The organism is Cupriavidus sp. HPC(L), from assembly GCF_000307735.3.
GTDB lineage: Bacteria > Pseudomonadota > Gammaproteobacteria > Burkholderiales > Burkholderiaceae > Cupriavidus.
The window spans coordinates 1-13,622 of record NZ_AMPR02000027.1 but is presented as its reverse complement, the minus strand read 5'-3'; the positions used below and the strand labels follow the sequence as shown (position 1 = coordinate 13,622).

11 protein-coding genes are annotated in these 13,622 nt (G+C 68.7%); 5 read left to right on the top strand and 6 right to left on the bottom strand.

Annotated features, from left to right (window positions below; all coding sequences use genetic code 11):
• The 4 genes from ligD to B551_RS02925 form a co-directional block, all read left to right on the top strand.
• Window positions 1-2,816: DNA ligase D (gene ligD, locus B551_RS02940; RefSeq protein ID WP_023263453.1), on the top strand; the 2,816-nt coding region annotated here is incomplete at its 5' end.
• 171 nt (window positions 2,817-2,987) lie between these two features.
• Window positions 2,988-3,338: a hypothetical protein gene (locus B551_RS02935; RefSeq protein ID WP_043437056.1), complete on the top strand. Its 351-nt coding sequence runs from the start codon at window positions 2,988-2,990 to the stop codon at window positions 3,336-3,338.
• Window positions 3,339-3,511: 173 nt separating this feature from the next.
• Window positions 3,512-5,734 (top strand): response regulator, encoded by a 2,223-nt coding sequence (locus B551_RS02930; protein ID WP_006578621.1) that lies wholly within the window; start codon window positions 3,512-3,514, stop codon window positions 5,732-5,734.
• 14 nt (window positions 5,735-5,748) lie between these two features.
• Window positions 5,749-6,837: a Ku protein gene (locus B551_RS02925; RefSeq protein WP_006578622.1), complete on the top strand. Its 1,089-nt coding sequence runs from the start codon at window positions 5,749-5,751 to the stop codon at window positions 6,835-6,837.
• Window positions 6,838-6,954: 117 nt separating this feature from the next.
• Here the strand turns inward: B551_RS02925 and B551_RS02920 are convergent, their stop codons facing one another.
• The 5 genes from B551_RS02920 to B551_RS02900 form a co-directional block, all read right to left on the bottom strand.
• Window positions 6,955-7,404: a PRC-barrel domain-containing protein gene (locus B551_RS02920; protein ID WP_006578623.1), complete on the bottom strand. Its 450-nt coding sequence runs from the start codon at window positions 7,402-7,404 to the stop codon at window positions 6,955-6,957.
• A 165-nt stretch (window positions 7,405-7,569) separates the two neighbouring features.
• A complete protein-coding gene (locus tag B551_RS02915; RefSeq protein ID WP_043437069.1) occupies window positions 7,570-8,145 on the bottom strand; it encodes a hypothetical protein in 576 nt (191 codons plus the stop codon).
• Between the two features lie 104 nt (window positions 8,146-8,249).
• Window positions 8,250-8,657, bottom strand: coding sequence for a hypothetical protein (locus tag B551_RS26830; RefSeq protein ID WP_006578625.1), 408 nt, complete (start codon window positions 8,655-8,657; stop codon window positions 8,250-8,252).
• Window positions 8,658-8,944: 287 nt separating this feature from the next.
• Window positions 8,945-9,856, bottom strand: a complete 912-nt coding sequence (locus tag B551_RS02905; RefSeq protein WP_231906626.1) for a sensor histidine kinase KdpD — start codon at window positions 9,854-9,856, stop codon at window positions 8,945-8,947.
• 110 nt (window positions 9,857-9,966) lie between these two features.
• Entirely contained in the window at window positions 9,967-11,397 is a 1,431-nt protein-coding gene (locus B551_RS02900; protein WP_006578627.1) for a sigma-54 dependent transcriptional regulator, read from the bottom strand.
• A gap of 354 nt (window positions 11,398-11,751) precedes the next feature.
• Between B551_RS02900 and B551_RS02895 the strand changes: the two genes are divergently transcribed.
• Window positions 11,752-12,798, top strand: a complete 1,047-nt coding sequence (locus tag B551_RS02895) for a sigma-54-dependent Fis family transcriptional regulator (RefSeq protein WP_043437062.1) — start codon at window positions 11,752-11,754, stop codon at window positions 12,796-12,798.
• Here the strand turns inward: B551_RS02895 and B551_RS02890 are convergent.
• Window positions 12,783-13,616 carry an endonuclease/exonuclease/phosphatase family protein gene (locus B551_RS02890; RefSeq protein WP_157071901.1) on the bottom strand — a complete coding sequence of 278 codons (834 nt, stop codon included), beginning with the start codon at window positions 13,614-13,616 and terminating at the stop codon, window positions 12,783-12,785. The two genes, B551_RS02895 and B551_RS02890, sit on opposite strands and share 16 nt — an antisense overlap.
• Between the last annotated feature and the right edge of the window lie 6 nt (window positions 13,617-13,622).

The following is a 13,622-nucleotide window of genomic DNA, read 5'->3' as shown; positions in this document are numbered from 1 at the left end:
CCGACCCGCTGCAGCGCTATCGCACGATGCGCGACTTTGGCACGACGGCGGAACCGGCCGGCCGCGCGGTCGCCCAGCGTGCCGCGGCGAAAACCGCCGAAGCGCTGTCGTTCGTCGTGCAGAAACACGCGGCGCGCCGCCTGCACTACGACTTCCGCCTCGAACTCGACGGCACGCTCAAGAGCTGGGCCATTCCGAAGGGTCCAAGCCTGGACCCGGCCGACAAACGGATGAGCGTCCACGTCGAGGACCACCCGCTCGAATATGCGAACTTCGAAGGCGTGATCCCCGAAAAGCAGTACGGCGCCGGCACCGTGATCGTCTGGGACCGCGGCACCTGGCTGCCGATCGGCGATCCGCATCAGGGCTATCGCGACGGCAAGCTCAAGTTCGAGTTGCAGGGCGAGAAGCTGCATGGGGCCTGGACACTGGTACGGATGCGCGGCCGGGACGAACGGCAGGAGCCATGGCTGCTGATCAAGGAGCGCGACGACGCGGCGCGGCCGGCGGCGGAGTTCGATATCACCGAGGCGATGCCGGACAGCGTACTGGGCGGTGGCGCGCTGGAGACGGACGGCGCGCGCGCGCGCAAGGCATCGTCGAAGACCGCGCCGAAGCCCTCGACCAATACGGCAACCAAGACCGCAACCAGGACCGCGGCAACCAAAGCCGCGAAGAAAACAGCCTCCGGCAAATCGGCGGCCAGCGGCAAGACTGCCGCCAGCAAGCGGTCCGCGGCCAGCGCCATCCGGCTTCCACCCGGCGCGCGCCGCGCCGCACTGCCGCTGACGCTGGCGCCGCAGTTGGCGACGCTGGTGCAAGGCGCGCCCGCCGATGCGCAGAACTGGATCTACGAGCTCAAGTTCGACGGCTATCGCCTGCTGGCCCGCATCGACGGCAGCGACGTCAAGCTGTTCACGCGCAATGGCCACGACTGGACGTCGAAGCTGAAGACGCTGGCGCGCGAACTCGGCACGTTGAATCTGCCGTCGGCCTGGCTCGACGGCGAGATCGTCGTCGTCGACAAGGACGGCAGCACCGATTTCCAGGCGTTGCAGAACGCCTTCGACAGCGACCGCACCGATGCGATCCAGTTCTTCGTGTTCGACGTCCCGTACTATGCCGGCCACGATCTGCGCCAGGTCGCGCTGGTCGAGCGCCGCGACCTGCTGCGGCGGGTATTCGAAGAACACAACGTGTCGGCGCATCTGCGTTTCAGCGAGAGCTTCGAGGCAGGCCCCGAGGAGATCCTCAGCGCGGCTTGCCGGTTGCGGCTCGAGGGGCTGATCGGCAAGCGCGTCGATGCGCCGTATGTGTCCGCGCGCTCGCCGAACTGGATCAAGCTCAAATGCAGCGAACGGCAGGAGTTCGTGATCGGCGGCTTCACCGAGCCCAAGGGCACGCGCAACGGTCTGGGCGCCCTGCTGCTGGGCATCCACGACGAATCGGGCCGGTTGATCTATGCCGGCAAGGTCGGCACCGGCTTCGACACGAAGACGCTCGATACGATCCGGGCCAAGCTCGATGCCCTGCGCACCGATGCCTCCCCGTTCGACAAGATGCCGGCAATCGCCAAAGGCGTGAAGGGCATCTGGGTTCGGCCCAAGGCGGTCGCCGAGGTGTCGTTCGGCTCGTGGACACGCGACGGACTGATCCGCCATGCGGTCTTCCATGGACTGCGGTCCGACAAGAGCGCCAGCGCAATCGGCAAGGAGAAGGCGTTGCCTGCTCCAGGGAAGACCGTGGGCAAGGGGAGAACGGTGGCCTCCGAGCAGAAGGCGAACGATAAGACGAAGGACAAGACGAAGCAGGACGACAAACCGGCGAAGTCCGCCAGAAAGCCGGGCAAGGCCGACGAGCCAGAGACCGCGGAAACGTCGCGATCGGCCAGACCCGCTGCCGCGACGAAGTCCTCCTCCGGCCGCCAGCAGATCGGCAACGTCCGCGTCAGCCATGCCGATCGCGTCATCGATCCGTCGACCGGCGCGACAAAGGGCGACCTGGTGCGCTACTACGAGGCGGTCGCCCCGCGCATGCTGCCGGAATTGCGCGGCCGGCCGCTGGCGGTGCTGCGCGGCCCGTCCGGCGTCGGCGGCGAACTGTTCTTCCAGAAGCATGCCGAGACCTTCAACATCGCCGGCGTCAACCGCCTCGATCCGTCGCTGTGGCCGGGCCACCCGCCGATGATCGAGGTCGCCAGCGAGACCGGCATCGTCGCCGCGGCGCAGCTCAACGTGATCGAGTTCCATACGTGGAACGCCGACAAGCGCCAGATCGAAAAGCCCGATCGCGTGATCTTCGACCTGGACCCCGGAGAGGGCGTGCCCTGGAAGCATGTGGTCGAGGCGGCCGCGCTGACCAAGGGCATGCTCGACGAGCTCGAGCTGACGGCCTTCCTGAAGACCAGCGGCGGCAAGGGCCTGCACGTGGTAGTGCCGATCACGCGCCGGCTCGGCTGGGACGAGGTCAAGGACTTCGCCCAGCAGCTGGTCGTGCATATGGCAAAGACCATCCCGCAGCGCTTCGTCTCCAAGAGCGGTCCGCGCAACCGCGTCGGCAAAATTTTCATCGACTACCTGCGCAACGGACGCGGCGCCACCACGGTGGCCGCGTTCTCGGCGCGCGCGCGGCCGGGCCTGGGCGTGTCCATCCCCTGCAGCTGGGACGAGCTGCCATCGCTGCGCTCGGGCGCGCAATGGACCATCGCCAACGCCCTGGCGCGCATCGAGGAGATGGAGCACGCCGATCCCTGGGCGGACTACGGCAGCACCAGGCAGACGCTGACCGCGGCGATCCGGCGCCTCGGCAACGGCTGAAGCCCCCCGGACCGGCGCCCCGCCGCCGTTCCACCCCCGCAGTGCATCATGCGGCTCCCCCGTGTCGGACAAACGAGGGCATGGTTCTTGCCACTTCGGACACATGCGTCCGCGCATTGCAGCGCCGGACGCGTGACGGAACGACGACGCAAGCACGAACCGGGAGCCACCATGACAACCCCTCGGACCACGATCCGCATTGCCCACTTTGCCGCCCTGGCGCTGATGACGGCGCTCGCCTGGACCCCCGCGCAGGCCCGCCTGCCGGCGCCCACCGCCGAACAGCAGCGCGCCGCCGACGAACGCAAGGCCAAGGAGGCCGAGGTCGCCAAACAGCAGGCCGACGCGCTGGCGCGCGTGCAGGACCAGATCGCCGCCCGCTTCGGCAAGGGCGCGCAGCCGTCCGGCACCACGCCGCCCAGCGAGGTCTCTCAGAAAGCGGCCGAGGTCCGGCCCAGCGGCCCGCATGGCGGCACCGCCCCCAGCGCGGAGGCCCACTCCGGTCAGGCGCAGCGCCGCTAAAGCCACTTATTCGGGCGAATTCCGCCTCAAAAGTGGCTTTGCATCAACTACAAGTGTTGGAGAGCTAGATTGGTAATTATTACAAACCGCGTGGGCGGCAAGATCGCGCCGAACGCAAAAACCGACCTGCCACCCCGTTGCCACGCCGCACGCCTGCCGATGGCGAGGACAGCATGAGTCCGATCGAAACAAGAACGTCGTCCGATTCCCGCGACAACCGGCCGCTGGTGCTGGTGGTCGACGACAACGAGGGCTCGCGCTACATCAAGAGCCGCATCCTGCGCCGAGCGGACTATGCGGTGCTGGAAGCGTCGACCGGCGAATCGGCGCTGTCGCTGGTGCGCCGCTATGCGCCGGACCTGGTGCTGCTCGACATGAAGCTGCCGGACATCGACGGCCTGGACGTCTGCCGCATCATCAAGGACGACCCGCAAAGCTGCCGCACGCTGATCCTGCATACGTCGGGATCGGCCAGCGACCCGCGCTACCGCGTCGAGGCGCTGGACCACGGTGCCGACAGCTACCTGGTGGAGCCGGTCGAGCCGGAGGAACTGGTCTCCAGCGTCAAGGCGCTGCTGCGGCTGCGGCGAGCCGAGGAGGCCTACCACCGGACCTCGCAGGCGCTGCGCGACAACGAGTTCCTGTTCCGCCAGCTGGCCGACAACCTGTCCGACGTGCTGTGGATCTTCGATCCGCAGGAGCGCAAGTTCCTGTTCGTCGGTCCGGCCTTCGTCACGCTGACGGGCCGTCCGGTCGAAGACCTGCATCGGCACGGCAGCGCCTGCTTCGGCTGGGTCGCCGAGTCCGATCGCGAACGCGTGCGCGCTGCCTGCGACGCGATGCTGCGCGATGGCCATATGGACCTGGAGTTCGCGCTGGTCCACGCCGACGGCCAGACCCGCGACGTGCGCGCGCGCGCCTTCCCGGTCAACAACGCCAGCGGCGAGTTCTACCGCGTGGTCGGCGTGTGCGAGGACATCACGCAGCAGAAGCGTGCCGAGAAGATGCTGCGCGAGGAAGAGCGCCGCAAGGACGATTTCCTCGCGATGCTGGTGCACGAACTGCGCAACCCGCTGGCGCCGATGCGCAGCGCCGCCGATCTGCTGATGCACTGCGCGCCCTCGCGCGAGGACAGCTTCAAGGCGCGCGACATCATCGCCCGCCAGCTCTATCACCTGACCCGGCTGGTCGACGATCTGCTCGATATCTCGCGCTTCACGCGCGGCACCATCACGCTGCGCGACGACCTGGTCGAGCTGCGTTCCGCGCTGAACACCGCGGTCGAGACGGTCCGCCCGCTGATCGAGTCGCGCAACCATCAGCTGCGCCTGTCAGTGCCCGAGGGGCCGATGCCGGTGCGCGGCGACCTGGTGCGCCTGACGCAGATCTTCGGCAACCTGCTGAACAATGCGGCCAAGTACACGCCGCCCGATGGGCTGCTGTCGATCGAGGCCCAGGCCGATCAAGGCATGGTCACCATCAGGATTACCGACAACGGTACCGGGATGTCGCCCGAACGGCTGCAGGGCCTGCGCGAGACCTTCGAGCGCGACGGCGCCAACGGCAATATCGCCGTGGCCGGCGGCAATGGGCCCGGCATCGGCCTGTCGCTGGTCCATCGGCTGGTCAGCATGCATGGCGGCCAGCTGTCGGTGCAGAGCAACGGGCCCGGCCATGGCAGCAGCTTCATCGTGCAGCTGCCGATGCAGCCGTGGCGCAGCTGGCAGCCGACGCTGGGCGGACGGCAGGCGCCGGCCGGCAAGCCGCGCACGGTGATGGTGGTCGACGACAACGTCGACGCGCTGGAGGCGATGGCGATGACGCTGGAAGCGCTCGGCCATACCGTGATCACGGCGCTGGACGGCGCCGCCGCGATCGTGCGCGCGGTCAAGTACAAGCCCGAGCTGGTGCTGCTCGACCTGGGCATGCCCGGCATGGACGGCTTCGAGATCGCGCAGCGGCTGCGCGCGATACCGGAGCTGCAGACGATGAAGGTGGTCGCGCTGACCGGCTACGGCCAGCCCGGCGACAAGCTGCGCACGCAGGCCGCCGGTTTCGACGACCACCTGACCAAGCCGGTCGATCTGGAGGTGCTCTCGCGCCTGCTCGACGAATGCCGCGGCGATGGCCGCAGCGATGGCGGCTCGGATGCCACGACCGGCGGTGGTGCGCCGCCGCCGCTGCATTCGCCATTGGCGCACCCGGTCGGCACCGGCGCGGCCGCCAGTCCGAACGCTTCCACGGAGAAACGAATGCATACCACGCCAGAACCGGATCAAACCCCGGACCAGCCGCCCAGGACGCCGGAACCCGAGGTGCCGCCGATCGATCCGCACGAGCCCGTCATCGATCCGCCGCCGGGCGACGTGCCGCCGCCTCCGCCGCAGCGGGCCTGACCCGGAGCCGCCCAGTGCCGCGCATCATCTGGAAAGGCGCCATTTCGTTTGGCCTGGTCAACATCCCGGTCGTGCTGAAGGCGGCCGCGCGCGACAACGCGCTCGACTTCGACTGGCTCGACGAGCGCGACATGGCGCCGGTCGGCTACCAGCGCATCAACAAGAAGACCGGCAAGCCGGTCGACAAGGACCATATCGTCAAGGGCTATCAGTACGAGAAGGGCGAATACGTGCTGCTGTCGCCGGAGGACTTCCGCCAGGCCAACGTCGAGGCGACGCAGACCGTCGATATCGTCAGCTTCGTGCAGGCCGACCAGATCCCGCCGTACTACTTCGAGACGCCCTACTATCTCGAGCCGGACCGGCGCGGCGAGAAGGGCTACGCGTTGCTGCGCGAGACGCTGCGCCGCACCGGGCGCGCGGCGCTGGCCCTCGTGGTGATCCACAACCGCCAGCATCTGGCCGCGGTGCTGGTGCTCGGCGATGCGCTGGTGCTCAACACCATGCGCTGGGCCGAGGAAGTGCTGCCGATGGACGAGCTGAAGCTGCCCAAGAGCAGCGGCAAGCAGCAGGGCGTCAGCCCGCGCGAGATCGAGATGGCGACCCGGCTGGTCGAGGACATGCAGGAGGACTGGAACCCGGAGGCCTATCGCGATACCTATCGCGACGACCTGATGGAGCGCATCGAGGGGAAGATCGCCGAAGGCAAGACCCACCTGCTGACGCCGGCCGAGCCAGGCGGCGAGGAACCGCGCAAGTCCGCCGAGGTGATCGACATGATGGCGCTGCTGAAGGAAAGCATCAAACGCAGGGGCGATCGCGGCGGTACGCGCGGGGAGCGGCGTAACGAGCCACGCGACGAGCCACGCGACGAGGCGCAGGACGAGCAGCAGGAAGAGAAAGCACCGCGCAAGCGAAGCACGGGCGCGCGCAAGACCGCGCGTAAATCAGCCGGGGCCAAGGACGAAAAGGAGGCCAAGCCGGCAAGCAGCCGCAAGAGTGCGGCCAAGTCCGGCAAGGCGTCGTCGTCCACGAAGAAAACCGCGGCCAAACGCGCCGGCAGCGACAGCGCATCGCGCAGCCCGCAGCGCAAGCGGGCATAGCGGTCTCTGTCGTTGGCCACCGCTGTCGTTCCCGCGCTCGCGGGAACGACGGTCAGCAGACGGTATGGGGCCTCAAGGGGCCTCAAAGGGGCCTCAACCGGGGCATCGGGCGGGCCATCATGCCCACGGATCGTACGAGTCCTCCTTCCAATACGGCGAGGTCCCGTAGTACTGGTGGATGCTGGTCGCCCATTGGGGGTCGGCCATCGCCGGCCAGTGGTCCTTGTCGAAGCCGGGCGCGGCCTTCAGCTTGTCCTTGTCGACCCCCAGCACGAAACACTTGCGACGCGTGTCGAGCGTCAGCGCCGACCACGGCACCGCGAACAGCTTCTCGCCGATGCCGAGGAAGCCGCCGAACGACAGCACCGCATAGGCGACACGGCCGCCCTGCACGTCGAGCATGATGTGGTCGATGGTGCCGAGGTCCTCGCCGGCCGGTCCGATCACGCTGTTGCCTTCCAAGGTATCGGCGGCCATCACGAATGGGCCGGGCCCGCTCGCATTGGTATCGACGTCGCCGACGATGGTCGCGCCGGCAGGCGCGCGTGCCGCGGCGGGATCGCGCATGTCACGCGGATCGCGGGGATCGCGTGGGTCTCTGATGTCTCGCGGATCGCGCGGGTCTCTGTCCAGTGGATTCATTGGCGGCTCCTGCTTCGGTTATCGGTTGACACAACGGCGCGCTCGCGCCCCTGATCGCCGCGGCCGCGGCTCGCATTGAACCGGCAAGCCTCACGGACGGCTGGCCGGTACCGGCGGCGCGAGCGGGTCGAAATCGACCCAGCGGCCTTCGCTCCAGCGCCCGTAGGCGCGCTCGACGTCCTTGGCGCCGGCCTGGCGCAACACCTCGGCGGCCGTCTCGCGCGTATCGGGATTGACATGCACGGCCAGCAGCACGCCGGCATCGCGCTCGGTCTTGACCTGGCGATTGGGATCGGGCGCGTTCGAGACGCGGTCGGGGTCGCGCGTCATCGATAGCGCGCCGACCAGGGAACCCAGGTAGGCGCCCAGGCCCGTGGCCAGCGCCAGCACCAGCACGGAGGCCTGCATCAGCGCCAGCGCCACCGCGCCGATCACGGCACCGGCGATGGCGCCGAACACGATGCCGCGGCCCGCGCCCGCCCCTGCCTTGCGGGTACCCGCATCGACCGCCACGTCGCCGCCGAGCGGGAAGCGTCCGTGCTGCCCCGGGGGATTGACGAAGAACAGGGTCACGTCGTCCTCGGCGAAACCGCGGGCAAACAACTGGCCCGCCGCCGCCTCGGCCTGGGCGAACGTATCAAAGCGTCCGGCGATGATCAGGGACATGCTGGCTCCTTCGAATCGGTTGGCAGACACCCGCTTGGCGAGCGATGGATCGGCAATCGAATTCGGCATGGCGTTCGGCGGTCGCGACGCCAGCCAGGCTGGCATCAGGACTTGGCCTTCGACGTGGATTTCGTTGCAGACTTGGCGGCCCCCTTGGCGGCCCCGTTGGCGGCCCCCTCGGCGGCGCCCTCGGCGGCGCCCTTGCGCTCGGCCGCGGGACGCGTGCCCTCGGGCTGATGCGCGCTGCCCGGTTCGATTTCCCAGTCGGTGTCGTCCACGTCGGTACTGGTCTCCTTCTCGGCATGCATGGCGGCGCTCGGTGAAATCGGGTCGCTCGCCGGGAAGGTCATCTCCACCGATTCGTCGACCGCCTGCTGATACGTACAGGCGTCGCTCTGTTTCACGTCGTCCTGCCGGTCGGCCTTCTTGCCCGGCTTTGCCGCGCTGGCGGAGGCAGACTTCGCGGCGGATCCATGGGCGGGTGCGGACCCGGTCTTGGCCTTCTGCATCATCGGCTCCTGCTCGTTTGGAATAGCGAAACAGATGCAAGCGACGGGCCAGAAGCGAAGATGCCGGGACCGGCGCGCAAGCGGCGCATACGACAGCACTCGGCGTTGCACAAAGTGCATCGCACGTAAAAAGTACTGGCGTCGCGAGCGGCCGGTGCGCGCGTGTGAAAAGGGGGGAAAGGCGGGAAAAAAGAAGGGGAGAAAACGACAGACGAAGGGCGGAAAAAAGGCGGATCCAGCAGCCGGGAAACAGCGCTGGACCTGGTGCGCGTCAGGCCCTGCGGTCTCCGTCAGGCCGGACCCGCGGACGGACCGAACGGCGCCTCATGGCCTGCCGCCGCGGCCGCCGGCGGCACGCGCGGAAAGGTCACCGCGATGCAGGCGCTGTCGCCGTCCTGCTCGCATTGGGTCGACGGTTCAGCCCCCAGCGTCGCGCCATGCAGCTCCGCCATGCGGCGCGCCAGCAGCAGCGCCGAACTCTGGCGCGCCGGCGCGGCGCCGGCGTTGCCCACGTCGCGCCGAAAAAACTCGGACAGTACCGACAGGCGCTCCTTGATGCGATCGGATGTCGCGCGGCTCTCGGTGAGGCGCAGCTTCACCTGGTCGTCCATCGGTTCGAGATGCGCGTCGATGGTGTCGCCGTTGCGCGCCTGTTTCAGGCAATGCAACACCAGATGGCGCAGCATCGGCTCGAGCCGTCGCGGGTCCGCCAGCACGAGGACATCGCCGCGGCCGCCGCGGTCTTCGTGCACTAGCACATCGGCCAGCGTGACGCGGCGCGCTTCGGCGGCCGGCTTGACCGACTCCATCGCCTGCGCCATCGCGGCCGCGAGATCGACCGCCTGCCATTGCGGCTCGGCCTCGTCAGCCAGCAACCGCACCGCCTCTTCCATATGCTGGATCAGCGCGACCTGCTGCTGCATCGCGGTACGCAAGCCCGCCAGTGCCCGTTGCACCGACGCGGTGGGCGCGTCCAGCGAATGGTCCAGCACGTAGGCCCAACTCTGGACGCCGTTCAGCGCCGAGCGCAGATCGTGCGACACCTGGTCGATCAGCGTCGTGACTTCCGAGGTGGCATCGACAGTCGCCGGCACCCAGTGTTCGGTGCCCGCCCCGCCGGACTGGCCACCGGATTGGCCACCGTTTTCCGCATCGGCGCGGCTGGAGGGGAGAGGTCGCTTGGACATGGAGGTTTGGGTCATCTCAGGGTCGCCGCGCCATTGCGGTGGGCCGGATTTCCGAGCCGAAGCATACCTCGGGCCAGCCCGAGGCTTCGGTGGTGGGGGGGCGGGCAGGACAGTCTCGTGCAGGGTCAGCTGGCGGCGGGCGGGCGCTCGTGCGCGCCGCTGTTGGTTCCGCTGTTGGCGCCATTGCCGGAGGTCTTGAACGACTCCGGCAACTTGCCGCCGGCCGCGTACTCCTCGAGCCGGTTGTACAGCGTCTTCAGGCTGATGCCGAGGATCTCCGCCGCGTGCTTCTTGACGCCGGCGCATTGCTCCAGCGTGGCGAAGATCAGCTCGCGGTCCGCGTCCGCCAGCGACATGCCGACGGGCACCGTGACGATCGCGGTGGCGGGCACCTGCGAGGCGGCAGCCTGCAACGGCACCGGCGATTCGGCGATGACGTCGTCCTCGGCCATGATGAAGGCGCGCTGCACGAAGTTGCGCAGCTCGCGCACATTGCCCGGCCACGAATGCAGCCGCAAATTGGCCAGCACGTCCGGCCCGAAGCGGCGCTGCGTGCCGTGTTCGGCGTTGAGCTGATCGAGGAAGGCCCCGGCCAGCTGCGCCACGTCGTCGCCGCGGGTGCGCAGCGGCGGCAGTTCGATCGGGAACACGTTGAGGCGGTGATACAGGTCCGCACGCAGCTTGCCTTCGGCGACCGCCTCCTCCGGATTGCGGTTGGTCGCCGCGACCACGCGCACGTCGGCGCGCAGCTCGCGATTGGTCCCCACACGCATGAAAGTGCCGGCCTCGAGCACGCGCAGCAGCTTGACCTGCAGCTCGATCGGCATCTCGGTGATTTCGTCGAGGAACAACGTGCCGCCGGCCGCGCGCTCGAAATAGCCCTTGTGCTGGCGCTCGGCGCCGGTGAAGCTGCCGCGCTCGTGGCCGAACATCTCGGATTCGATCAGGTTCGGCGAGATCGCGCCGCAGTTGACGGCGAGGAAGGGCTGGCGCCGGCGCGGCGACAGCTCGTGCACCGTCTGCGCGGCCAGCTCCTTGCCGGTACCGCTTTCGCCGACCAGCAGCACCGTGGCCTCGGTCGGCGCGACCTTGCTGATCTGGTCATAGACCGCCTGCATCGCCTCCGAGCTGCCCAGCAGCCGGCCGAAGCGGCCGTAGCGGCGCAGCTCGCCACGCAGCGAGCGCACCTCCGCCTTCAGATCGCCCGTGGTGGCGATGCGCTTGAGCACCGTCTGCAGGCGGGCCACGTTGATCGGCTTGACCAGGTAGTCGGTCGCGCCAAGGCGCAGCGCCTCGACGGCGCTCTCGACACTGGCGTAGCCGGTCATCAGGATGATATCGACGCCGGCCGAGCCGACTTCGTTGAACAGATCCTTGCCGTCGCCGTCGGGCAGCTTCAGATCGGCCAGCACCGCATCGGGCATCTGCCAGCCGATCTGCAGGCACGCTTCGCGCAGGTCGCCCGCGGTGGCCGCGGTGAAGCCCTCCGCCGCGGCGATCTCGGCCAGCGCTGCACAGGTGTTCTCGTCGTCGTCGACGATCAGGATGTGAGGCATAGGCTTGACTGATGCCGGCCGCTGAAACCCTTGACCGGAATGGTGGAAATGAGACAGGCGCCGCGGCCGTTGCCGCCGCGGCGGGCGTTGCTGCCCTGAATAGACCCCATTCTATGCAAGCGCCAGGCGCCGCCATACCGGTGTTAGTCTGACATCCGCTGGTGGCCGCGCCGTACCGGCTTGTCGGACAAACTGCAATGGTGGCCCGCGCGATCGCAAGCTAGCATTGCGTTACGCGAACCGCAATGCGGCTCTCGCCAAGCCGTGGATCGCGCGCGTCTGCCGCTGGCCGTGCCGCCCGCGACCACCGTCCGCCGACCGCCTGTCTCTATTTTCCGCTCCGCCTTTCGCTACATGTCGACCAGCACCTCGAACGATCTGCCGGACACGACGCGCTCCCGCCATCGGGAATCCGCGCGGGACCACCCACGCGAGGACGGCGGCCAGGGGCCGGCGCGCGACGACTTTGCGCTCCTGTGGCGCAGCACCTCGCCGGCGATGCGCCGGCTGCTCGAGCAGATTCCCCGCGTGGCGGCCACCGATGTGCCGATGCTGGCCGTCGGCGAAAGCGGTACCGGCAAGGAACTGGTGGCCCGCGCGATACATGAGCGCAGCAACCGGCGCGGCAAACCCTTCGTCGCCGTCAACTGCGGCGCGATCGCTCCGACGCTGATCGAATCGGAGCTGTTCGGCCACGAAAAAGGTGGATTCACCGGCGCGATGCAGCAGAAGGCCGGCTATTTCGAACAGGCGCACGGCGGCACGCTGTTCCTGGACGAGGTCTCCGAAATGGCGCCCGACATGCAGATCAAGCTGCTGCGGGTGCTGGAGACGCGCACCTTCCATCGCGTCGGCGGCGACGCCCAGGTGGTCTGCGACGTTCGCATCGTCTCGGCGACCAATCGCGATCCGCTCGAGGCCGTGCGCAGCGGCGTGCTGCGTGAAGACCTGCTGTACCGGCTCGCCGTGGTGCCGCTGCATATCCCGCCATTGCGCGAACGGCGCGAGGACATCGTTCCGCTGGCCAGGCACTTCCTGGCCGAGCTGAACGCCGCCGAAGGCACCGACAAGGTGTTCTCGGCCAGCGCACTCGAGCGGCTGTGCCAGTACGGCTGGCCCGGCAACGTGCGCGAGCTGCGCAACACGGTCTATCGCGCCTTCATCCTGGCCGACCGCGTGATCGAACTGCCGAACCCGAACATCGCGTCGCAGCCGCCGTTGCCCACCGCCGCCGACGGCGTGCTGAACGTACGCATCGGCACCACGCTGGCCGACGCGCAGCGCGGCCTGATCCTCGCGACGCTGGCACGCTTCGACGGCGACAAGCGCCGCGCGGCGCAGGCGCTCGGCATCAGCCTGAAGACGCTGTACAACCGCCTGGACGCCTATCGCGACGGCTGATCGGCCTGGCGCGCCAGGTCGGCTTCCTCGTCCGCCACCGCCGCGGATGACGCGGCCGCCGGCACCGCCGGCCGCGCATGCAGCCGCGCCAGCAGCGGCAGGTGGTCCGACGCGATCCGTGCCAGCGCGCTGCGGTGGCTCGACACCGAGGCCAGCACCGAGCGCGGACAACACCAGAGCCGGTCCAGCGCCAGCACCGGCATCCGCGACGGGAACGTCGCCACATGCGGCGCACCGTCGAAGTACGCGTGCAGCCAGCGCAGCGGCCGACCCCACAGGAACCATTCGTTGACGTCCCCCAGCAGCACGGTGGGCACCCCCGGCTGCTCGGCCAGCGAGGTCAGCAGCCTGCGCACCTGCATGCGCCGCTCGCCGGGCCATAGCCCCAGATGGGTGGCGATCACCCGCAGCGGGGCGGCATGGACGCCGTCGGGACAGCTCAGCGTCGCGTCGATCGCGCCGCGCGGTTCGTGGCGGCCCACGCTCAGATCGATCTGCCGGATCCGGCTCGGCGGAAAGCGCGTCAGCAGCGCGTTGCCGTATTCGCCGTCGTGCCGGGTCAGCGTCGGTCCGGGAATCGCGTGATAGCCGGTCTGGTCGCGCAGATAAGCGAGCATGTCGAAGCCGGTGCTGCGCGATTCGACCTCCTGCAGCGCGACGATGTCCGCCTGCAGTTCCGACAGCACGCCGGCGATCCGCTTCGGCAGGAAACGTCCGTCCACGCCGATGCCGCCGTGGATGTTGTAGCTGGCCACCAGGAACTGCGCCGGCGCCGCGGCGGCGGCGGCCTCCATCGGTGTCTGCGCGACCGGTTCCACGACGTC

Bases quoted from the DNA above. Each gene is read 5' to 3' on its own strand.
- B551_RS02930 (WP_006578621.1), top strand. From the start codon at position 3,512: ATGAGTCCGATCGAAACAAGAACGTCGTCCGATTCCCGCGACAACCGG.
- B551_RS02895 (WP_043437062.1), top strand. From the start codon at position 11,752: ATGTCGACCAGCACCTCGAACGATCTGCCGGACACGACGCGCTCCCGC.
- B551_RS02920 (WP_006578623.1), bottom strand. From the start codon at position 7,404: ATGCGCGATCCCGCCGCGGCACGCGCGCCTGCCGGCGCGACCATCGTC.
- B551_RS02915 (WP_043437069.1), bottom strand. From the start codon at position 8,145: ATGTCCCTGATCATCGCCGGACGCTTTGATACGTTCGCCCAGGCCGAG.
- B551_RS02935 (WP_043437056.1), top strand. From the start codon at position 2,988: ATGACAACCCCTCGGACCACGATCCGCATTGCCCACTTTGCCGCCCTG.
- B551_RS02905 (WP_231906626.1), bottom strand. From the start codon at position 9,856: ATGACCCAAACCTCCATGTCCAAGCGACCTCTCCCCTCCAGCCGCGCC.
- B551_RS26830 (WP_006578625.1), bottom strand. From the start codon at position 8,657: ATGATGCAGAAGGCCAAGACCGGGTCCGCACCCGCCCATGGATCCGCC.
- B551_RS02900 (WP_006578627.1), bottom strand. From the start codon at position 11,397: ATGCCTCACATCCTGATCGTCGACGACGACGAGAACACCTGTGCAGCG.